Raw genomic sequence first — 20,386 nt, forward strand, 5'->3', positions numbered from 1 at the left:
TTATCTTATGGCTTGCCAACAGCTTCTGCCTTTTCATTATAGAGCGTGATGTCGAAAACCGGTTTCGGTTTCGCGAAATCACGCCTTAATCCACCACAGCGTCTCGACGGGAAAGCCATAATCGGGCTTCGGCTCCTTGAAACCGAACCGGTCCCAATAGGCCGCGAGATGATTCGCTGTCGTCCAATTTGGAATCCAGTCGCGCCGGATACGCAAGTACCGATCGAGCACCTGCATCGTGGCGACGAGTTCTTCGCGCGTCGAAACCTTGCCGATATCTGCAATCAGCGCATCGATCAACGGGTCTTCCGTACCGGGAAGATTATAGCTGCCCGGCACCTTGGCCGATTCGGAACCAAACATCCCGGCAAGCGATTCCTGCGTCGGCGTGGGGCTGAACTGCAACGCCATACCCACCATGTCGAACTGGAAGTCCTGCATCCGTACCTGATACTGGCTTGCATCGACAAGCCGCAGGCTGGCGTCAATGCCGATGGCGCGCAGCTTCTGCACATAAGGATTGTAGACCCGGGTGAAGGCTTCCGAATTGGAAAGAATCTCCAGCGCGAATTTCGACCCGTCCTTGTCGTGGAACTGGCCGTTCTTGCGCTCGAAACCCGCTTCCTCCAACAGCTTGATGGCCCGCGCGAACTGCGCGCGGTCGCGGCCTGTTCCGTCCGATACCGGCATTAGCACGGCTTCACTGAAAACCGCATCCGGCAGTTTTCCGCGATAACGTTCAAGAACTTTCAGTTCATCGAGCGTCGGCATGCCGCTCGCCTGAAAATCCGATCCGTTGAAGCACGACTGCGAGCGGGCATAGACCTTGTAGAAAAGGTTCTCATTCGTCCATTCGAAGTCGAAGCAGAGCGCAATTGCTTCGCGCACGCGCGGATCGCGGAACCGTTCGCGGCGCTGGTTCAGCGCCCATGCCTGCATCAGCGGGCGCTTCTCTTTCGGAAAAGTGCGCTTGATGACCTTTCCCTGCTGAATGGCCGGGAAGTCATAGGCCGTCGCCCAGTTCTTGGAGACGGTCTCCTCGCGGTAGTCGATACTGCCTTTCTTGAAGGCTTCGAACTGAGGCTGGCGGTCGCGGAAAAACTCGATACGGATGCGGTCGAAATGATTGAAGCCCTTCTGCACCGGCAGATCTTTCGCCCAATAATCCTCGACGCGCTCATACTCGATGAACTGACCGGCGGCGAAATTGCCGACCTTGTAAGCGCCTGAGCCCAGCACCGGCTCCATGGTCGTGGCTTCGAAATCGCGATCTTTGAACCAGCTTTCCGACAGGATCGGCACGGCCACGGCATCAAGGATGGCGTTCGGTCCGCGCCCTTCGACGAAGCGCATGCGCACTTCTCGGCTGCCGGTTGCCTCCACCTTTTCGACGCCTGCCAGATACTGGCGCAGCGTTGGATGGCCTTTCTGCTTGATGGTCGCATAGGTGAACAGCACGTCTTTCGCCTCAATAGGCGAGCCGTCGTGAAAACGCGCCTCCTTGCGAAGCTTGAAAGTGCAACTGCGGCGATCTTTCGAAAGCGTCGCACTTTCCGCGATGAGACCATAGACAGAATCCGGCTCATCCAGCGCCGAAGCCATCAGCGTATCGAAGGTCAGCTCCATGCGCGGCGGCGCATCACCCTTGAACGTGAAGGTATTGAGCGTATTGAACGTGTCGGTATTCTGGTTCCAGACCCAGCTCGACGGCGCGAAATTGAACGTGCCGCCCTTCGGTGCTTCGGGACTGGCATAGTCGAAATGGGAGAAATCGGGACCGTATTTCAGATCACCGAAAGTCGAAAGCCCATGCAGCGCTTTGCCTGTCGGGATGTCGGCAAAAGCCCTTGGCGGCAGGAAGGCTGCAACGGCGGCACTTCCCGAAAGCCCCAGAAAATGGCGGCGGTTCATGCGAAGGATTGTCATTCTCGCTCCGCCCTCATTCACTGCCGGTTTTGAGCTTGGCTTCCTTCGCAGGGTCTATCCACCAGGAGAACGGGTCAATCCCAAGATAGTCCGGCTGCTTTTCAGGCATTCCGAATTTATTCCAATAGGCCACATTGATGTGATCTGAGTACCATTGCGGAATGACGTAATAGTTCCACAAGAGCGCCCGGTCGAGCGCATGGGTCGAGGCGACCAGCTCCTCACGATCCTTGGCATAGATGACATGGTCGATCAGCTTGTCGATGGCCGGGTTCTTGATACCGGCATAGTTGCGGCTGCCTTTGAAGTCAGCGGCCTTGGAACCCCACATGTCGCGCTGCTCATTGCCGGGTGAACTGCTCTGCGGGATGACGGAGGTGACCACATCATAGTCGAAATCATTGACGCGGGCCTGATATTGCGCCGTGTCGACGATACGCACGGTCGCGTTGATGCCGATCTTGCGCAGGCTTGCGGCGAACGGATTGTAAATACGCTCGTCCGTCGGATCCTTGCCGAGAAATTCGATGGTGAACGGATTGCCCTTGGCATCGACGAGCTTGTTGCCCTGCACTGTCCAGCCGGCTTCCGAAAAGAGTTTCAGCGCGGTGCGCAGATTTTCGCGGGTGGCCTGCGGTGTGTCATAGACCGGCAGCTTGAATTCCTTCGTCAGTGCATCAGCAGGAAGCGAATCCTTCACCGTTTCCAGAATGGCCTGTTCCTCGGGCGTCGGCGGGCCGCTCAGTTCCAGTTCGTTGCCTGCGAAATAGCTGTTGATGCGCTGATACTGGTTGAAGAACAGCAAGCGGTTCATCGATTCGAAGTCGAAGGCGTAGGTCAGCGCCTGACGCACTTTCGGGTCCTTGAATTTGTCGCGGCGCGTGTTCAGGAAATAGCCCTGCATACGTCCGGCGGCATGGAAGGGAAACGAAGCCTTCACGACATCGCCGCGCTGCACTGCTGGGAAATTATACTGTTCAGCCCAGCGCTGGGCACGATTCTCGTTGCGATAATCGTATTGTCCGCCCTTCTTGAAGGCTTCCCAGGTTGCATCCTCGTTGAAATAGTACTCGTAGCGCAGGCGGTCGAAATTATTGCGCCCGACATTGACGCCCAAATCCTTGCCCCAATAGTCATCGACGCGCGCCCAGATGATGGAGCGTCCGGGCGTCATGCTGTCGATCTTGTAGGCGGAAGAGCCGAGCGGGATTTCAAGCGTCGGACGGGTAATGTCGCGCTGCTTGCCCTGTGCATCCTTGCCTTCCCACCAGTGCTTGGGCAGAACGGCAAGCTGTCCCAGAATCTGCGGCAATTCGCGATTGCCCTTTTGGCTGAAGGTGAATTTCACCTCATGTTCGCCAGTCTTTTCCGCCTTCTCCACGTCGCCATAATATTTGTTGTACATCGGCGACTGCTTCTTCAGCACATCGAACGACCAGATCACGTCATCGACGGTGATCGGCTGGCCATCGTGCCATTTCGCTTTTGGATTGAGCTTGAACTTAACCCAGGAGAAATCATCGGGATATTGCAGGGCTTCAGCAATGAGCGGGTATTGCGTCGATCCCTGATCGAGCGAATCCGTCATCAGCGTGTCGTAGAGAAGACCGCCGCCGAAATCGGACAGGCCGGCGGCTGCGACCCCCTGCACCACAAATGGATTGAGACTGTCGAAGGTGCCAACGGCGACCATGTTCAGCGTGCCGCCTTTCGGCGCATCGGGTTTCACATAGTCGTAGTGCTTGAAATCAGCAGGATATTTGGGCTCGCCAAGCAGGCTGGAGGAATATCGCCATTGGGGTTCCGCGTCATTTGCGCGACCAATTGAAACCGTGCTCGCAAGCATGGCCACCGCAAACGCACCCGCCCAAAAAGCTCTCATCCAGCCTCTCCGTTCCTGTTTCGGATATATTCGAACGAGTTTTATGGGTTTTTGCGGAGGAAGAAAGGCATGCGGGCAAGAAATTTAATGCGGGCACGAAAAAAGCCCGGCGAACCGGGCTTTGATCATGTTTCTATCCTGCAGGTTTAATTGGCGGGTGCCGGTTCTGCAGGCTTCTGTTCGCCGCCTTCTGCAGGCTTTTCGCCTTCGGCTGGCTTGGCTTCGCCGCCCTCAGCCGGCTTTGCATCGCCACCAGCGGCAGGTGCCGCATCAGCGGTCGGCAGCGGAGCCGGATTGTCGGACAGTGTGCGCAGATAAGCGATCAGATCAGCGCGTTCATTGTCCTTCTTGTCGCCAGCAAAGCCCATGGCCGTGCCCTTGATGTAGCCCTTCGGCGAGGTCAGGAACTTGTTGAGATGTTCAAAATCCCACTTGTTGCCCGCAGCACCGAACTCCTTCATGGGAGCCGAATAGCCGAAACCTTCAACAGAGGCAGCCGGACGGTTCACGACATCCCACAGATGCGGACCGACCTTGTTGGCGCCACCCTTTTCACCGGTATGGCATGCAGCGCAACGCTTGAAGACGGTTTCACCGCGCGCCGGATCGGCAGACTGCAGCAACGTCGCAATGGAAACTTCTTCCTTGGCCGGTGCAGCGCCCCCTTCACCGGTCGAGGCTTCCGCCGCTTCGATGATAAAGCCCGGCTTTTCGGGCGCAGGCGAGTGAAACAGCGAATCGGACAGGATGCCTGTCGTCATGACAACGAAAACCGTTGCCAGAAAAGCCATGATAAACTTGTTAGTCCGGGTTGAATTCATCGCCGGTCAGCGCTCCCTCTACCAAAACGCTCTCCCCGAGAACGCTCTCCTAGCCGGCATGCAAACCTTCAATAAAGGTCGCAATTCTCTCCCCGGCATCGGGCGGAAACTAGGTCTTTTACCAGGGCGATGCAACACCTATAACGGTAACTAGACCCGTGACTTTTTGACACTTTTGATGCATTTCCAGCGCCTCGAAAGCGGTTTAAAAGACGTCCGCGACCTTATCGATCTCAAGAGGCGATGATGCTTCAGACATTAAAGACACTCACTCTTATCCCGGCACGCATGGCGTCCACGCGGCTGCCGAACAAGCCGCTCGCCGATATTTGCGGCAAGCCGATGATCGTGCATGTGGCCGATCGTGCAGCGGCTGCAAAGCTGGGCCGGACGGTGGTTGCAACCGACAGCGAAGAGATTTTTTCAATCGTTACCGCGCATGGCCATGAAGCCATCATGACGCGCGAGGATCACGAATCCGGCTCCGACCGCATCTATGAAGCATTGATGAAAGTCGATCCGGCGGGCGAGTTCGATGCCGTGGTGAACGTTCAGGGCGACCTGCCGACCATCGATCCCGATATCATCCGCCGTGCGCTTCTGCCGTTGGAAGACGGACCTGCCGACATTGCAACGCTCGGCGTCGAAATCGAGGAAGAGTCGGAGAAGACCAATCCGAGTGTGGTGAAGATCGTCGGCTCCCCGCTTGCCGGCAACAGCCGCCTGCGCGCACTTTATTTCACCCGCGCAACCGCGCCCTACGGTGAAGGCCCGCTCTATCACCATATCGGCCTTTACGCCTATCGCCGCTCAGCGCTTGAACGCTTTGTGAAGCTTGGGCCGTCTCCCTTGGAGAAGCGCGAAAAACTCGAGCAATTGCGGGCTCTTGAAGCCGGAATGCGTATTGATGTGGAACTTGTGAGGACGGTGCCGCTCGGCGTTGATACGCAGGCCGATCTTGACCGCGCGCGCATTCTTGTAGCACAGGGTATCTAACGGGCCACCGATGAGTGGCATTTAAGAAAGCACGGTACGATGAAAACCAACAGGATTTCCTTTCAGGGTGAAGCGGGCGCAAATTCCGATACGGCGTGCCGCAACATGTTTCCCGATATGGAGCCTTTGCCGTGCCCGACTTTCGAGGATGCCTTCAACGCGGTTGAAACCGGCGCTGCCGACCTCGCCATGATCCCGATCGAGAACACTCTGGCCGGTCGCGTCGCCGATATTCATTATCTGCTGCCGCTCGCCGACATGCATATCATTGGCGAATATTTCCTGCCGATCCATTTCCAGCTGATGGTGCTTCCGGGCGTCAAGCGCGAGGAAATCAAGACGGTACACAGCCATGTCCATGCGCTTGGCCAGTGCCGCAACGTCATCCGCCAGAATGGCTGGAAGGGCGTCATCGCAGGCGATACGGCGGGAGCCGCTCGCCTCGTCGCCGATATGAAAGATCGTTCCATGGCGGCCTTGGCACCAAGCCTTGCCGCCGAGCTCTATGGTCTCGATATTCTGGAAGAAAATGTCGAGGATTCGGAAGATAATGTGACCCGCTTCGTTGTTCTGTCCAAGAACAAGCAATGGGCACAGCGTCCCGAAAATGGCGAACGCATCGTGACGACTTTTGTCTTCCGCGTGCGCAACGTCCCGGCTGCGCTCTACAAGGCGCTGGGCGGCTTTGCCACCAATGGCATCAACATGACGAAGCTCGAAAGCTATCAGATCGGCGGGCGTTTCATCGCCACGCAGTTCTATGCCGATGTCGAAGGACACCCGGAAGACGCAAATCTGCAGCTTGCGCTGGAAGAATTGCGGTTCTTCACCAAGGAAGTGCGGATTCTCGGCGTCTACAAAGGCAGCGATATCCGCGATACGCATCTGCTGGCAGCAGAATAATCAGCCTGCGTCGTAGACCCAGGCCTTTATCAGATGGGTTGCGATGGCGCCGGACGGTGGCACCCGCAACCCATTTTCATGTGTGCCTTCCAGCATTGTCCGCACTTCGGCCTTCGAGAACCAGCGACCGTCTTCCAGCTCCGAACGGTCGATAGTGAAGTCGTCGCTCAAAACCTCGGAATGACAGCCGATCATCAGCGAATAGGGAAACGGCCAGGGCTGGCTCGCATGATAGGCAACGCGACCGATGGAGAGCCCCATTTCCTCGACACTTTCGCGGCGCACGGCGGCCTCGATTGTTTCGCCGTGCTCGATAAAACCTGCGAGGCAGGAATAGGAACCGGGCGCGAAATGCGGGCTGCGTGCCAGAATGCATTTTTCGCCGCGCACCGGCAGCATAATCGCCACCGGGTCGGTACGCGGGAAATGTTCCGCACCACAGTTCGGGCATTGCCGCTTGGCACCGCCAGCGCGCATGTCGGTTTTTGTACCGCAGCGTCCGCAGAAACGGTGATTGGCATGCCATGCGGTCAGCGCTGCGGCTTGCGCCAGCGCGCCGAGCAGGTCGGCGGATACCAGCCCTTCGGTATAAATGCTGCGATAATCCTGCAGACGGAAAGGCGTTTCCATCGTCTCGGGGTCGAGCGGTGTCGTCAAAGCGACAAGCGGCGCGCCGTCCTGAAGACCGAGAAAAATCGGCTCGTGAAGATCGGGCGCAAAGTCCTTCGCCTCACCGAGGCGGAACAATGCGCGTGGCGCTTTTTCATCGGCGTAGTCGAGAAGCAGCCGGTTACCGCCAAGCAACATGATTCGCGTTTCGGGAAGTTCCAGCGCCGTGAAGGCAGAGTCATCCTGCCGCTTTTCGGATTGGCGGTCGATGCGGTTGCCGGAAAATCCGACAGATCGGCTCGGTTCGATTTCCGGCAGATCGTAGAGACGGAAAGTCATATCTATCTCGGAATTGTTGGGGGATTTAAAGCGCATCCCGAAAAGTGTGAAACGATTTTCGGAAAAGATACGCGTGAAAGCAAATTAAAGCGCCGTGCGAATGTCGGCGATCAGCTGGCGGGCGTCTTTTTCGTCATAGGTCTCGCGGGTGCCAAAGCCCCAGACAGGGCCGGGCCAGCCCGCATCGCCTTCATTGCGGGCGATCACATGCAGATGCAGCTGCCGAACGATATTGCCGAGCGCGCCCGTATTGATCTTCTGGCAACCCGTCACAGTCTTGAGTGCCTGCGCAACGATGCCCAACTCGAAGGTCAGCATGGTCTGGTCGAGTGGCGTCATGTCATGGATTTCAGCTAGGCCAGGACGGCGCGGCACCAGGATCAACCATGGCCAGCGCCGGTCGTTCATCAACCGAAGCTCGCACAGGCCGAGCTTGGCCACGGAAAAAGTGTCGGCATTGAGCCGTTTATCGAGTTCGAATTGTTCCATAGGCCGACATTTACCAGTTTTTTTCGTCCAGCGCTTGCTTTTTGCGTGGCGCCCTCCTTGCTTTTTGCTTCACAATTGACGATATGCAGCGTGGGAGGTTGGTGGTGGACGAGCCACTCGCCAACCGGGTCAGGTCCGGAAGGAAGCAGCCCTAACGAGCCACGGCACGGGTCATCGTGCCAGCCTCCCACCCTTTCTCGCTACGCCGACGACTGTTGATGGGTTGCCTCTTTGGTTGACGCCGCTCATGCGTCCGGTCCAAACTGGCGACTGAGAAAAAGCGGAACAGGAAGAACGGAAGGGTCGCTATGGACACAAAATCCGCCGATGGCGCCTATCGCGTTCTCGCCCGCAAGTATCGCCCCCAGAATTTCAACGACCTTATCGGCCAGGAGCCGATGGTTCGCACGCTCAAGAACGCGTTCGAGACGGGCCGCATTGCGCAGGCCTGGATGCTTACCGGCGTTCGCGGGGTCGGCAAGACCACGACGGCGCGCATTCTGGCGCGTGCGCTCAATTACAAGACCGATACGATCGACCAGCCGACCATCGACCTTTCCGTGCAGGGCGAAAACTGCCAGGCGATCATGGAAGGCCGTCATGTCGATGTGATCGAGATGGATGCCGCCTCGCATACCGGTATCGACGATATCCGCGAGATCATCGAGCAGGTGCGTTACCGCCCGGTTTCGGCGCGCTACAAGGTCTACATCATCGACGAAGTGCACATGCTCTCCAATCAGGCTTTCAACGGCCTGTTGAAGACACTGGAAGAGCCACCGCCGCACGTCAAATTCATCTTTGCCACCACCGAAATCCGAAAAGTTCCGATCACGGTTCTGTCGCGCTGCCAGCGCTTCGACCTGCGCCGTATCGAATCGGGCACGCTGGCGCAGCATCTGCGCCGCATCGCGGAAGCGGAACAGATCGCGGTGGATGATACGTCGCTCGCCATGATCGCACGCGCAGGCGAGGGCTCGGCACGCGATTCGCTGTCGATCTTCGATCAGGCCATCGCGCATGGTGCGGGTACTGTCACGGCGGAAGCCGTGCGCTCCATGCTGGGCCTTGCCGACCGTGCCCGTATCATCGACCTCTTCGAGATGCTGATGCGTGGCGATGTGGCTGGCGCACTGACGGAATTTCGCGCGCAGTATGATGTCGGTGCCGACCCGTCGGTCGTGCTGACCGATCTTGCCGATTTCAACCATCTCGTGACACGACTGCGTTTCACGCCGGATGTGGCCGAAGACGTGTCCCTGTCGGAAGATGAGCGCGTGCGCGGTCGTGAATTCGCGCAGAAACTTTCTGTCCGTGTGCTGTCGCGCACCTGGCAGATGCTGCTCAAGGGCATTGCGGAAGTCGATACGGCGACGAGACCGGTTCAGGCTGCAGAAATGCTTTTGATCCGGCTTGCCCATGCCGCAGATCTGCCGACGCTGGACGAGGCGATTCGCGGTCTCGACAATGGCTCCGTTTCGGCGCCGGCTCCGCAGCCGGGCAATCCGCGGCCGAATGGCGGCGGTGGTGCGCCGGAAGCGCGTTTTGCCGCCGATGCGGTTGGATCGTCTTCGATGGCTCCAGCTTCCGGTGGATCGGCAACGGCCATGCGTATCGTGGAAACACCACCACAGCCGGTTCAGCCGTCAGCCGCACCGCAGCAGTTTGTCGAGAACACGCCGCAGCCTTCGGCGCCGGTCAACAGCTTGCATGATGTCGTCGCACTTGCCGACAAGCACCGCGACATGCAGTTCAAGATTCTGGTCAAGGGTTGCGTGCGCCTTGCATCCATTGCACCCGGGCGGCTCGAAATCGGCCTGACCGACGATGCGCCGAAATCTCTGCCGAGCGATATTTCGCAACGCCTCCTGAACTGGACCGGCATTCGCTGGGTGGTGACGGTCGCGCGTGACGTGGCCGGGCAGACCATTTCGGAGGCGGAAACCGAGCGACGCGACAATCTGGTGACCGATGCCCGCGCCGATCCCGATGTCGCCGCTATTCTCGCGGCCTTTCCGGGGGCAAAAATCACCGACGTGCGCATTGCCGTACCGGAACAGAATGACGACGAGGACATTGACCTCGATGCCGTGGTGGAAACACCGGGCGCACCGTCTGAAGACGACTGATTTACGGAATGATGGAGTGAACCCATGCGTGACATGATGGGCATGATGAAGCAGGCGAAGGAATTGCAGGCCAAGATGAAGGCCATGCAGGACGAGATCGCCACCATGGAAGCCTCGGCCTCATCGGGCGGCGGGCTGGTGACGATCACGCTTTCCGGCAAGGGCACCCTGTCGGCGCTGAAAATCGATCCGTCGCTGATGAAGGAAGAAGAGGTGGAAATCCTCGAAGACCTGATCATCGCGGCGCATAACGACGCCAAGGCCAAGCTTGAAGCGGCCATGGCCGAGAAGACGCAGTCGCTCACCGCTGGTCTGCCGATTCCTCCGGGGTTCAAGCTGCCGTTTTAAGTGAGTAGGGCAGTAAGGCATTAGGGCAGTATGTTTTATCTGCCCGAAACGTTGCTGCCTCTGCTTTCCTTATTGTCTTACCGCCCTATTGCCGTATTGCCTTAAAAGATGTCCAAACGAATAGCCGGTCCCGAAATCGAACGTCTTATCCAGCTCCTGGCCCGCGTGCCGGGGCTTGGGCCGCGTTCGGCCCGTCGTGCGGCGCTGCATCTCATCAAGAAGAAAGAAGCGCTTCTGGTGCCGCTTGGTGGCGCCATGCAGGAAGCTGCCGAAAAGGTACGCATCTGTTCTTGTTGCGGCAATGTCGATACGTCCGATCCGTGCACGATCTGCACCGATGAACGTCGCGATCCCACCACTCTTATTGTCGTGGAAGACGTTTCCGATCTCTGGGCGTTGGAGCGGGCAGGCACGATGAATGTGCGCTATCATGTTCTCGGCGGTCGCCTGTCACCGCTCGATGGCATCGGCCCGGACGATCTCAACATTAAAGGACTGGTGGAACGGGTTTCCACGGGTGAGATCAAGGAAGTGATTCTCGCGGTCAACGCTACCGTCGAAGGTCAGACCACGGCGCATTACATCACCGACCAGCTGTCGAGCTTCGACGTTCGTGTCACGCGGCTTGCCCATGGCGTCCCGGTCGGCGGCGAGCTTGATTATCTGGATGAAGGCACGCTGGCTGCCGCCTTGCGGGCAAGAACCACCCTTTAGAACTAATGGAGAAGGCATGGCAGCGGGAAATTGGAAGCATAGCCTGAAGATTGGTCTCGCACTGGTTGCCAGCCTTGCCATTTCTCCCGCCATTGCCGCGCCGTCCAAGGCGCAGGTTGAAAGCCAGTATCGCAACTGGCTCGAAAAGGACCTTTGGCCGGAAGCGAAGGCAGCAGGCGTATCGCGCGCCGTGTTCGATCAGGCTTTTGCCGGTGTCTCGATCAACTGGAAGCTGCCAGACCTTGTCATCCCCGGCGAAAAGCCCTCGACACCGAAAGAGCAGAAACAGGCGGAATTCGGTGCACCCGGCAAATATTTCAATGCAAAGACGATGGGCGCGGTCACAAGCGGCGGCAAGGGGCGCTATGGCCAATATGCCAATCTCCTGAAGCGCATCGAACAGAAATACGGTGTTCCGGGGCCGATCCTGCTTGCCGTATGGGGCCGCGAATCCGGCTTCGGCACGGTGAAGATTCCCTACAATGCTTATGAAGTTCTTGGCACCAAGGCTTTTATGGCCACCCGCAAGGACATGTTCCGGAAGGAACTGATTGCTGCGCTCGAAATCGCTTCCAAGGGCTATATCGACGAAGCCGCTATGAAAAGCTCATGGGCGGGTGCACTCGGCCAGCCGCAATTCATGCCGACTTCCTATCTGAAACATGCTGTCGATTTCGACGGTGACGGCAAGCGCGACATCTGGAACTCCGTGCCGGATACGCTTGCCTCCATCGCCAATTATCTGAAGCTGCATGGCTGGCAGAAGGGGCGTGACTGGGGCTTTGAAGTGAGCGTTCCGCAGAACGTATCCTGCTCGCTGGAAGGTCCGGATCAGGGCAAGACGATTGCCGAATGGGCAAAGCTCGGCATTACGCGGGTGAATGGCAAACCGTTTCCGGCCAATGAAATGAAGGGCGAGGGCTTTCTGCTCATGCCCGCCGGTCGCTACGGTCCGGCCTTTGTCGTGAGCCCGAATTTCTACGTGCTCAAAGACTATAATATGAGCGATCTCTATGCGCTCTTCATCGGCCACGTCGGTGATCGTATCGCCTATGGCGCGGGCGATTTCAGCCGTGGATGGGGCGACGTCGGCTCCATGTATCGCTCTGATATCGGCGCAATGCAGAAACGCATGCAGGCGCTGGGCTATGATGTCGGCAAGCCGGACGGTCTGCCCGGCTTCAAGACCCGCCGCTCGATCGGCCTGTGGCAGGCGAAAAACGGCATGGCGTCAACCTGCTTCCCGCAGCCGGAGCTATTACGTCAGATCCGCTGATCCCCGCCACTCAGCAAGTTGGCGAAAGACTGCAGCGCTTTCGTCCTGTAGCGGTCGTTGTGCTGCAGCATGAGAAACTGGCGCTGCGGGAGAGCAAAATCCGCCTTTACCAGAGTTCCGGCAGCAAGATGCGGGGCGGCGACAAGTTCCGATATGGCCGTCACGTAATCACCGGAGCGCACCGCCGAACAGATGGCTTCGTTCGATGGCAGTTCCAGCGCCACATGCAGTCGCGCCGGATTATAACCGGAAGCGCGCATCGCATCCTCGAAAACGCTGCGCGTTCCCGATCCCTGTTCACGCAAGATCCATTTTCCCTCGAAAAGCCGATCCCAGGTGAGTTTGCCGCCCGTACCCCAGTCATGATGGGGGCGCGCCACCAGAATAAGCTGGTCGCTTGCAACCTTGCTGATTGATAGCGACGGCGCCTGCACAGCACCTTCGACGAGGCCAATATCTGCGACGCCTTCCTGTGTCGCCTCGGTAACGCTTTCCGTATTGCCAAGCGTCAGTCGCACGTCGATCAAGGGGTAGGCGGCGTGAAACTGTGCCAGAAAGGACGGCAGCCAATAGCTGGCGATGGTCTGGCTGGCATGAATGGCGAGAATGCCCCGTTTGCCGCCACCAAGTTCCGATAGCATCCGCTCGGCAGAACGGGCGCGCGCAAACGTTGCGCGTGCCTCGTCCAGAAACATGCGCCCGTCACCGGTCAGCTCGATCCGCCGCCCGATGCGGTTGAAGAGCGTCGCTCCGTAGCGATCTTCCATGGTGCGGATGGCCGAACTGACCGCCGAAGGGGTCAGATGCAGGGCTTCCGAGGCTCGCGTGAGGTGCTCACGCTCGGCGACTTCAATGAAAATTCGTAGCTGTTCCAGTGTCATAGCGATGATCGTTCGATTTTATCAAATGAAATATGCCATATAATGAAATGGATTGAACAGGGAAAAACAGGCATCTAATCAGAAAATAATTCTCATACGAGCATTTCCAGCAAAAGTGCGAAGTGGTTTTGCGTAGGACAATGCGAATGAAAACAGCATTTCCAGCAAAAGTGCGAAGCGGTTTTGCGCGGGATAATGCGAAAAATGCAGACAGTCAGATTTGAAATGCTGAAAATGACCTACTCCAAAATCCAGAACATCCTCCCGGGACTTGGCTTGAGCGTCGCCGTTGCTATCGCCGCGATCGGACTCGAAAAAGTCGAGGAACATTATGCAGGGCGCGCCTGGCTCGAAGCGCTGGTGATCGCCATCCTTCTCGGCACGGTCGTGCGGACGTTCCTGCGTCCGGGCAAGCAGTTCAACAAGGGCATCGGCTTTTCCGCCAAGCTTCTTCTGGAAATTGCAGTGGTATTGCTTGGCGCGTCGATCAGCGCCAGCGCGGTGGTGGCTGCGGGTTCGGGGCTTATTTTCGGTATCGCAGGCGTTGTGGTGCTGGCTATTACGCTCAGCTACGGGATCGGGCGTTTACTGAAGCTTCCGCATCGGATGGCCGTGCTGGTCGCCTGCGGGAATTCCATTTGCGGCAATTCCGCTATTGCCGCAACCGCACCGGTTATCGGCGCGGGAAGCGAGGACGTAGCGGCTTCGATCGCCTTCACCGCTATTCTCGGCGTGGTCGTCGTGCTGCTTCTGCCACTGCTGGTGCCACTTCTGGGGCTGTCGCACACGCAATATGGCGTGCTGGCGGGCCTGACCGTTTATGCAGTGCCACAGGTTTTAGCGGCCACTGCGCCGGTCGCGACGATCAGTGTCCAGCTTGGCACGCTGGTGAAACTCGTGCGCGTTCTGATGCTGGGACCGGTTATTCTTGCGCTGGCGCTTCTCGCCGGTAACAAGGATGCGAATGCCAAGCCGGGCTTCTTCCAGCTGGTGCCATGGTTCATCCTCGGCTTCCTTGGCATGATGGCGCTGCATTCGCTGCATCTGATACCGGAAACGATTCTGCCTGGCATTCAATATGCCTCGACCATACTCACCATCATTTCGATGGCAGCCCTTGGCCTCGGCGTCGATATCCGTTCGGTGGCGTCGGCAGGTGGCCGGGTGACACTGACCGCAGTGCTTTCGCTCGTTGCGCTCTGCGCAATCAGCCTTGGCCTGATCCATATGCTCAGCGTTGCATAAAAAGGCCGGGATGGTTCACATCCCGGCCTTTATTCTCACAAGCGATGGTCAGCTCTTCTTAGCCGCATCAGTCGGCTTTGCGTCGGCTGGTGCATTGGCTGTCTTGCCGGTGTCCTTCTTGTCATCAACGGACATATTGGAGCGGATCGTCACCATATGTTCCGCCTTGATGAGGGTCAGGTTGGCATCGTAATAGTGCCGTTGCCGAGCTGTTCCAGTGCCAGATCGACATCCTTGTCGATGGCAGGCAGATTGGCTGTCGTTTCGGTTATCACCAGATCGACATCCGCGAGTTTCAGCTCATCCTGAGCCTCTTTCTTGCGGCCATGCTGGATATGTTCGTTGGCCTTTTTCAGGTGGGCAGCCTTTTCAGGCGTCAGCTTGTAGTCATCGACCACACCGACTTCCATATCGACCGGCAATGTGCCCGACTGAACTTCGGCGACTTCGTCGGCTGGAGCGCCAGCCGCTTTCATCTTGTCGAGCAGGGATGGAGTGTCTTTCTGCGCCTTGTCCAGATCATCCATGACCGTCGACAGAATGACCTTGGCCTGGTCGGGTGTTCCCTGAAAAATGGCCAGTCGCGCCAGTGTAACGCCGCGCACCGCTGCGAGGCCATCGCCGGAAATGGCATCCAGCTTCTTGATGGCGTCCTGTTGTGCAGCTTTCGTGCTCTCGGTCGCCGGGGCATTCGGCTTTGCTGCACTTTCGGCGAAGCTTGGCACGGCAAAGGAAGCGCTCAGCAGCGCAGTTGAAAGCAGCATTGCGGTCAGGGTGGTGGTTCTGGAAATCATCTTATGCAATCCGTTCAAAAGTAATTCTGTATAGATATTTTGCTATGAATAGGCGGCTTGAAAGCTTTTATCCTCCATGATTAATGCAGAGAAAGCTTTATTAGTTGCCCATCTGCCGAATTGGAGAAGAAGATAATGAATCAATATTGGTCGAGCATGTAAAATTGTGCCGGTTCGTGACCATTTCGTGGCGGAGGAATCACCATAAATTTATTTGATAAAGAAAAAGCCCGCCAGGAGGCGGGCTTTCTCATGTTCGATCGAAGAAGAAAAGATTAGTTCTTTTCCTGCTTCTTCAGAGCGGCACCGAGGATGTCGCCGAGCGAAGCGCCGGAGTCGGACGAACCGTACTGAGCGACAGCTTCTTTTTCTTCAGCGATTTCGAGCGCCTTGATCGAGACCTGCAGCTTGCGGGTCTTCTTGTCGAAAGCGATGACGCGAGCGTCAAGCTTCTGACCGACCGTGAAGCGTTCCGGACGCTGCTCGTCGCGGTCACGCGACAGATCCGAACGCTTGATGAAGCTTTCGAGATCGTGGTCGACGAGACGGACTTCGAGGCCACCGTCGGTAACGGCGGTCACTTCGCAGGTCACAACGGCGTTCTTGCGCAGTTCGCCGGAAGCTGCTGCTTCGCCGACCTTGTCGCCGGAAAGCTGCTTGATGCCGAGCGAGATGCGTTCCTTGTCGATATCGACGTCGAGAACGACAGCCTTGACGACTTCACCCTTGTTGTACTCTTCGATGACCTGTTCGCCCGGACGGTTCCAGTCGAGGTCGGAGAGGTGAACCATGCCGTCAACGTCGCCGTCGAGGCCAATGAACAGGCCGAATTCGGTCTTGTTCTTGACTTCACCTTCAACAACGGTACCGACAGGGTACTTCTGGGCAAAGGTCGTCCACGGATTGTCGAGGGTCTGCTTGAGGCCGAGCGAGATACGGCGCTTGACCGGATCAACTTCGAGCACAACGACTTCGACTTCCTGCGTGGTGGAAAGAATCTTGCCCGGATGGACATTCTTCTTGGTCCACGACATTTCGGAAACGTGGATGAGGCCTTCGATGCCCGGCTCGATTTCAACGAACGCACCGTAGTCGGTGATGTTCGTGACGGTGCCGGTGATCTTTTTGCCGATCGGGTACTTCGCGCCGATGCCATCCCAAGGATCGCTCTCGAGCTGCTTCATGCCGAGCGAGATACGATGGGTTTCCTGGTTGATGCGGATGATCTGCACCTTGACCGTCTGGCCGATGGTGAGGATTTCCGACGGATGGTTGACGCGGCGCCATGCCATGTCGGTCACGTGCAGGAGACCGTCGATGCCGCCGAGGTCAACGAACGCACCGTAATCGGTGATGTTCTTGACGACGCCTTCAACGACCTGACCTTCTTCAAGGTTCTGAACGATTTCCGAACGCTGTTCCGCACGGCTCTCTTCAAGAACGGTACGACGCGAGACAACGATGTTGCCGCGACGCTTGTCCATCTTGAGGATTTCGAACGGTTGCGGGACGTGCATGAGCGGGGTGACATCGCGGATCGGACGAATGTCGACCTGCGAACGCGGCAGGAAGGCAACAGCGCCGTCGAGGTCGACGGTGAAACCACCCTTGACCTGATTGAAGATGACGCCATCGACGCGCTCGCCATTGGCGAACTTCTGCTCGAGCTTGACCCAGCTTTCTTCACGGCGTGCTTTTTCGCGCGACAGGACAGCTTCGCCCAGAGCGTTTTCAATGCGCTCGACGTAAACTTCCACTTCGTCGCCCGGCTTCAGCGTACCGTCTTTGCCCTTTGCGCCGAATTCCTTCAGCGGCACGCGGCCTTCGACCTTCAGACCGGCGTCGATGATCGCCATGTCCTTTTCAATGGCTACGATGCGGCCCTTGACGACATAACCTTCAGCAAGGTCGTTCGTTGCAAAGGATTCCGCCAGCAGCGACTCGAAGTCTGCGAGGGATGGATTGAATTCTGACATGAATACTCCTGGTGCATCCGGAAAATTCATCGGATGCGGCGCCGGGGGTTAGCGTTGCGTTATGCCCGACCTCGGCCCCGTCTTTGCAGACAACCGGCGCGTGGAACGCGAAGTCAGGCTTTCAGTATGAGTGCAGCCTATATAGGTCCGAACTCAAGATAATCCAGCTTTTCGGGGCATAATGAGATCCAAAAAGTCTAAAAACTTGTCGGTTTCATCCCCGATGCTGCGCCAAAGCATGATCGATCAGCTTTTTTGCGGCTAGAAATGCCGCTTCTATACTCATTTCGCTCGTATCTAGCAAGTGCGCGTCTTCAGCGGGTCTGAGGGGAGAATCGATGCGGTTCGTGTCACGCTCGTCGCGTTTCCTGAGGTCGGCCAGTATTTCCGCGAAATCTGCCTTCTCGCCGCGTGCCACGATTTCTTCAAAGCGACGCTCGGCGCGCACTTCCGGCGTCGCCGTGACGAAGAGCTTTATGGCTGCATCGGGACAGACGACAGTGCCGATATCGCGCCCGTCAAGCACGCTTGAGGGCAGGGCATTGGCGAAATTGCGCTGCGCTTCGACAAGCGCACGTCTGACCTTCGGCATGACCGCGACCTTCGATGCCGCTTCGCCGATCGCGTGAGCGGAAAGGACCGCCTTGTCCATCTCGCGCAGATCGAGATTGAGCGCGGCGTCAGCCGCCACCGCTTCATCATCGAGCGGCAGCCCCTTGTCGATCAGCGCCTTGGCCACAGCGCGATAGGTCAGTCCCGTATCCAGATGCGGCATGCCGTAGTGAATGGCGATGCGCCGGGCAAGGGTTCCCTTGCCCGAGGCGGCCGGTCCGTCGATAGCGACGATGAACGGCGTCATCGCGCGTCGCTCAGTTCGATCTTGGCGCCCAGTCCCGGCATCATGTCCATGAATTCGGGGAAAGACGTGGCGATCATGGTGCTGTCGTCAACCGTCACCGGCTTTTCCGATGCAAGGCCCATGACGAGGAAGCTCATCGCGATACGGTGATCGAGATGGGTTGCGACCGTACCGCCACCCAGCCCCTTGCCGTCGGGGCGACCACGGACCGTCAGCGACATCTCGCCTTCGGTGCAATCGACGCCATTGGCTTCAAGGCCGCGTGCAACCGCTGCCAGACGATCCGATTCCTTGACGCGCAGTTCGTCGAGACCGTCCATCACAGTTTCGCCTTCCGCGAAGGACGCGGCGATGGCCAGAACCGGATATTCATCGATCATCGACGGAGCGCGTTCCGGCGGAACGACAACGCCCTTCAGCTTCGAGGCCTTCACGCGCAGATCGGCGACATCCTCGCCGCCGGCAAGACGGGCATTGAGCACTTCGATATCGGCGCCCATTTCCTGCAACGTCAGGATCAGGCCGGTACGGGTCGGGTTCATCAGCACGTTGCGGATGGTAACATCCGAACCTTCGACCAGAAGGGCGGCAACGAGCGGGAAAGCCGTTGACGACGGATCACCCGGTACGTCGATGGTCTGGCCGATAAGCTTGCCCTGTCCGGTGATGCGGATATGGCGCACGCCCTCCTTGTCGGTTTCAACCGAAAGATCGGCGCCAAAGCCCTGCAGCATCTTTTCGGTGTGGTCGCGGGTCATGACCGGCTCGATGACGGTGGTGACGCCCGGCGTGTTGAGACCGGCGAGCAGCACGGCGGATTTTACCTGCGCGGACGCCATCGGCACGCGATAGGTGATCGGATTGGCCGTCTTTGGGCCGATCAGCATCAGCGGCATGCGGTCGCCTTCGGCTGCTTCCACCTGAACGCCCATTTCACGCAACGGATTCAGCACGCGACCCATCGGGCGCTTGGAAAGCGAGGCATCGCCGATAAAGGAGGTTCTCATGTCATAGGTGCCGACAAGGCCCATGGTGAGGCGCGCACCGGTTCCGGCATTGCCGAAGTCGAGCGCTGCTTCGGGCTGCAACAGGCAACCGTTGCCGACGCCATTGATGATCCAGACATCGCCATCCTTGCGGATTTTCGCGCCCATGGCCTGCATGGCGCGACCGGTATTGATGACGTCTTCGCCTTCCAGAAGGCCGGTGATGCGGGTTTCACCCGATGCAAGGCCGCCGAACATGAAGGAACGATGCGAGATGGATTTGTCACCCGGAATGCGAATTTCGCCCGTAAGTGCCTCCGAGTGGCGGGCGGTTGCTGGTTTCGGGGATGCAGAATGGGACATGGATTTTTCACAGTCACATTTTTGGCGCGGACACGCGCCGGGATTGAGAGATAAGCCGGGCTTCCCTAGCATAGTAATATTGTGCGGTCATCCGCGAATACGCGGTGCGGGCGACACCCATAATCAGGAGGGAGAGCCAAGAGTCTGCACATCCCTTTGCGTTTGGCTTTGACAAACGCGCCAAATTGCGTTTATGCACCGGACAACAATATAAACGCGCTTAAGACTTGCCCCTTGCCATATGGCTCCGTGAACAGCATGGTGAAGGGCTATATGCTTCGAGGCAGGCATTCCGGCGCGATTTTATGAATTTGTGTCCCCGTGCGAATTAACGAGGCTAGACGTGGCAAAAGCTGAACTTGGTACCAAGCGTATCGACCCGGAAACGGGCAAGAAATTTTACGATCTCAATCGCGACCCGATCGTTTCGCCTTACACCGGCATTTCCTATCCGCGTTCCTATTTCGACTCCACGCTTGAAAGCCGCGTTGTCGAAGAGGAAACCGAAGAGGAAGAACTGGATACGGCACTCGAAAAGCCGGAATTCGTCTCTCTCGAGGATGCCGACGACGAAACCAAGGGCAGCGGCGACGACCTGCCGGATATGGACGACGACGATGTCGATCTCGGCGACGACGATGAAGACACCTTCCTCGAAGAAGAGGAAGACGAGGACGACGACATGTCGGGCATTCTCGGCGGCGGCGTCGGCGGTGAAGACGAGGAAGGCTGATCTGTTACACAGATCAAGACCGGATGCTTTTGCGAGGCGACCTTCGGGTCGCCTCGCTGCGTTTGGAGCATATCCCGGATGAGGCTTCGGCGTGATCTGTGAATTATTTTCGACAGA

Annotated in this window: 18 protein-coding genes and 1 other RNA gene; 9 read left to right on the top strand and 10 right to left on the bottom strand. The window is 57.8% G+C overall.

Annotation, left to right across the window (positions count from 1 at the left end; all coding sequences use genetic code 11):
• Window positions 1-78: 78 nt before the first annotated feature.
• From FG152_RS04510 to FG152_RS04520, 3 genes are all read right to left on the bottom strand, one after another.
• Window positions 79-1,926 carry an extracellular solute-binding protein gene (locus FG152_RS04510; protein ID WP_029926120.1) on the bottom strand — a complete coding sequence of 616 codons (1,848 nt, stop codon included), beginning with the start codon at window positions 1,924-1,926 and terminating at the stop codon, window positions 79-81.
• Window positions 1,927-1,939: 13 nt separating this feature from the next.
• Window positions 1,940-3,808, bottom strand: a complete 1,869-nt coding sequence (locus tag FG152_RS04515; RefSeq protein WP_029926119.1) for an extracellular solute-binding protein — start codon at window positions 3,806-3,808, stop codon at window positions 1,940-1,942.
• A gap of 146 nt (window positions 3,809-3,954) precedes the next feature.
• Window positions 3,955-4,629, bottom strand: coding sequence for a c-type cytochrome (locus FG152_RS04520; RefSeq protein ID WP_029926112.1), 675 nt, complete (start codon window positions 4,627-4,629; stop codon window positions 3,955-3,957).
• Between the two features lie 246 nt (window positions 4,630-4,875).
• Between FG152_RS04520 and FG152_RS04525 the strand changes: the two genes are divergently transcribed.
• Complete coding sequence (locus FG152_RS04525; RefSeq protein WP_010657824.1) at window positions 4,876-5,625, top strand: 3-deoxy-manno-octulosonate cytidylyltransferase; 750 nt, start codon at window positions 4,876-4,878, stop codon at window positions 5,623-5,625.
• A 39-nt stretch (window positions 5,626-5,664) separates the two neighbouring features.
• Window positions 5,665-6,528, top strand: coding sequence for a prephenate dehydratase (locus tag FG152_RS04530; protein WP_011982259.1), 864 nt, complete (start codon window positions 5,665-5,667; stop codon window positions 6,526-6,528).
• On the opposite strand, the gene nudC is transcribed toward FG152_RS04530, so the two are convergent.
• Window positions 6,529-7,476 carry an NAD(+) diphosphatase gene (gene nudC, locus FG152_RS04535; protein WP_498985350.1) on the bottom strand — a complete coding sequence of 316 codons (948 nt, stop codon included), beginning with the start codon at window positions 7,474-7,476 and terminating at the stop codon, window positions 6,529-6,531.
• An 84-nt stretch (window positions 7,477-7,560) separates the two neighbouring features.
• Entirely contained in the window at window positions 7,561-7,965 is a 405-nt protein-coding gene (locus FG152_RS04540) for an HIT domain-containing protein (protein WP_010657827.1), read from the bottom strand.
• A 93-nt stretch (window positions 7,966-8,058) separates the two neighbouring features.
• Between FG152_RS04540 and ffs the strand changes: the two genes are divergently transcribed.
• From ffs to FG152_RS04565, 5 genes are all read left to right on the top strand, one after another.
• An RNA gene (ffs, locus tag FG152_RS04545) (signal recognition particle sRNA small type) lies at window positions 8,059-8,156 on the top strand.
• A gap of 117 nt (window positions 8,157-8,273) precedes the next feature.
• A complete protein-coding gene (locus tag FG152_RS04550) occupies window positions 8,274-10,094 on the top strand; it encodes a DNA polymerase III subunit gamma/tau (protein ID WP_498985352.1) in 1,821 nt (606 codons plus the stop codon).
• Window positions 10,095-10,118: 24 nt separating this feature from the next.
• Window positions 10,119-10,442 carry a YbaB/EbfC family nucleoid-associated protein gene (locus tag FG152_RS04555; protein ID WP_010657829.1) on the top strand — a complete coding sequence of 108 codons (324 nt, stop codon included), beginning with the start codon at window positions 10,119-10,121 and terminating at the stop codon, window positions 10,440-10,442.
• 108 nt (window positions 10,443-10,550) lie between these two features.
• Window positions 10,551-11,156 (top strand): recombination mediator RecR, encoded by a 606-nt coding sequence (recR, locus tag FG152_RS04560; protein ID WP_010657830.1) that lies wholly within the window; start codon window positions 10,551-10,553, stop codon window positions 11,154-11,156.
• Window positions 11,157-11,172: 16 nt separating this feature from the next.
• The gene (locus FG152_RS04565; protein ID WP_029926105.1) at window positions 11,173-12,432 is read left to right on the top strand and encodes a lytic murein transglycosylase; all 1,260 of its coding nucleotides are present in this window, start codon (window positions 11,173-11,175) and stop codon (window positions 12,430-12,432) included.
• Here FG152_RS04565 and FG152_RS04570 read toward each other — a convergent pair.
• Window positions 12,420-13,313, bottom strand: a complete 894-nt coding sequence (locus tag FG152_RS04570; protein WP_029926103.1) for a LysR family transcriptional regulator — start codon at window positions 13,311-13,313, stop codon at window positions 12,420-12,422. The genes FG152_RS04565 and FG152_RS04570 overlap by 13 nt on opposite strands.
• 225 nt (window positions 13,314-13,538) lie before the next feature.
• Between FG152_RS04570 and FG152_RS04575 the strand changes: the two genes are divergently transcribed.
• The gene (locus FG152_RS04575) at window positions 13,539-14,558 is read left to right on the top strand and encodes a YeiH family protein (RefSeq protein ID WP_029926101.1); all 1,020 of its coding nucleotides are present in this window, start codon (window positions 13,539-13,541) and stop codon (window positions 14,556-14,558) included.
• A 176-nt stretch (window positions 14,559-14,734) separates the two neighbouring features.
• Here FG152_RS04575 and FG152_RS04580 read toward each other — a convergent pair whose 3' ends face one another.
• The 4 genes from FG152_RS04580 to aroA form a co-directional block, all read right to left on the bottom strand.
• Complete coding sequence (locus FG152_RS04580) at window positions 14,735-15,352, bottom strand: YfdX family protein (protein ID WP_498985354.1); 618 nt, start codon at window positions 15,350-15,352, stop codon at window positions 14,735-14,737.
• A 275-nt stretch (window positions 15,353-15,627) separates the two neighbouring features.
• Window positions 15,628-17,328: a 30S ribosomal protein S1 gene (rpsA, locus tag FG152_RS04585; protein ID WP_010657835.1), complete on the bottom strand. Its 1,701-nt coding sequence runs from the start codon at window positions 17,326-17,328 to the stop codon at window positions 15,628-15,630.
• 214 nt (window positions 17,329-17,542) lie between these two features.
• Window positions 17,543-18,187 (bottom strand): (d)CMP kinase, encoded by a 645-nt coding sequence (cmk, locus tag FG152_RS04590; RefSeq protein ID WP_498985356.1) that lies wholly within the window; start codon window positions 18,185-18,187, stop codon window positions 17,543-17,545.
• Window positions 18,184-19,536: a 3-phosphoshikimate 1-carboxyvinyltransferase gene (aroA, locus tag FG152_RS04595; RefSeq protein ID WP_043062739.1), complete on the bottom strand. Its 1,353-nt coding sequence runs from the start codon at window positions 19,534-19,536 to the stop codon at window positions 18,184-18,186. Before aroA ends, cmk begins: the two co-directional genes overlap by 4 nt.
• Window positions 19,537-19,879: 343 nt before the next feature.
• Between aroA and FG152_RS04600 the strand changes: the two genes are divergently transcribed.
• Window positions 19,880-20,269, top strand: a complete 390-nt coding sequence (locus tag FG152_RS04600) for a TIGR02300 family protein (protein ID WP_010657838.1) — start codon at window positions 19,880-19,882, stop codon at window positions 20,267-20,269.
• Window positions 20,270-20,386 lie beyond the last annotated feature (117 nt).

It is taken from the genome of Ochrobactrum sp. XJ1, from assembly GCF_024701725.1.
Lineage (GTDB): Bacteria > Pseudomonadota > Alphaproteobacteria > Rhizobiales > Rhizobiaceae > Brucella > Brucella anthropi.

What these genes read in the sequence shown, in the direction of transcription:
- FG152_RS04510 (WP_029926120.1), bottom strand. Translation starts at nt 1,926, where the DNA reads ATGACAATCCTTCGCATGAACCGCCGCCATTTTCTGGGGCTTTCGGGA.
- FG152_RS04515 (WP_029926119.1), bottom strand. Translation starts at nt 3,808, where the DNA reads ATGAGAGCTTTTTGGGCGGGTGCGTTTGCGGTGGCCATGCTTGCGAGC.
- FG152_RS04520 (WP_029926112.1), bottom strand. Translation starts at nt 4,629, where the DNA reads ATGAATTCAACCCGGACTAACAAGTTTATCATGGCTTTTCTGGCAACG.
- FG152_RS04525 (WP_010657824.1), top strand. Translation starts at nt 4,876, where the DNA reads ATGCTTCAGACATTAAAGACACTCACTCTTATCCCGGCACGCATGGCG.
- FG152_RS04530 (WP_011982259.1), top strand. Translation starts at nt 5,665, where the DNA reads ATGAAAACCAACAGGATTTCCTTTCAGGGTGAAGCGGGCGCAAATTCC.
- nudC (WP_498985350.1), bottom strand. Translation starts at nt 7,476, where the DNA reads ATGACTTTCCGTCTCTACGATCTGCCGGAAATCGAACCGAGCCGATCT.
- FG152_RS04540 (WP_010657827.1), bottom strand. Translation starts at nt 7,965, where the DNA reads ATGGAACAATTCGAACTCGATAAACGGCTCAATGCCGACACTTTTTCC.
- FG152_RS04550 (WP_498985352.1), top strand. Translation starts at nt 8,274, where the DNA reads ATGGACACAAAATCCGCCGATGGCGCCTATCGCGTTCTCGCCCGCAAG.
- FG152_RS04555 (WP_010657829.1), top strand. Translation starts at nt 10,119, where the DNA reads ATGCGTGACATGATGGGCATGATGAAGCAGGCGAAGGAATTGCAGGCC.
- recR (WP_010657830.1), top strand. Translation starts at nt 10,551, where the DNA reads ATGTCCAAACGAATAGCCGGTCCCGAAATCGAACGTCTTATCCAGCTC.
- FG152_RS04565 (WP_029926105.1), top strand. Translation starts at nt 11,173, where the DNA reads ATGGCAGCGGGAAATTGGAAGCATAGCCTGAAGATTGGTCTCGCACTG.
- FG152_RS04570 (WP_029926103.1), bottom strand. Translation starts at nt 13,313, where the DNA reads ATGACACTGGAACAGCTACGAATTTTCATTGAAGTCGCCGAGCGTGAG.
- FG152_RS04575 (WP_029926101.1), top strand. Translation starts at nt 13,539, where the DNA reads ATGCTGAAAATGACCTACTCCAAAATCCAGAACATCCTCCCGGGACTT.
- FG152_RS04580 (WP_498985354.1), bottom strand. Translation starts at nt 15,352, where the DNA reads ATGATTTCCAGAACCACCACCCTGACCGCAATGCTGCTTTCAACTGCG.
- rpsA (WP_010657835.1), bottom strand. Translation starts at nt 17,328, where the DNA reads ATGTCAGAATTCAATCCATCCCTCGCAGACTTCGAGTCGCTGCTGGCG.
- cmk (WP_498985356.1), bottom strand. Translation starts at nt 18,187, where the DNA reads ATGACGCCGTTCATCGTCGCTATCGACGGACCGGCCGCCTCGGGCAAG.
- aroA (WP_043062739.1), bottom strand. Translation starts at nt 19,536, where the DNA reads ATGTCCCATTCTGCATCCCCGAAACCAGCAACCGCCCGCCACTCGGAG.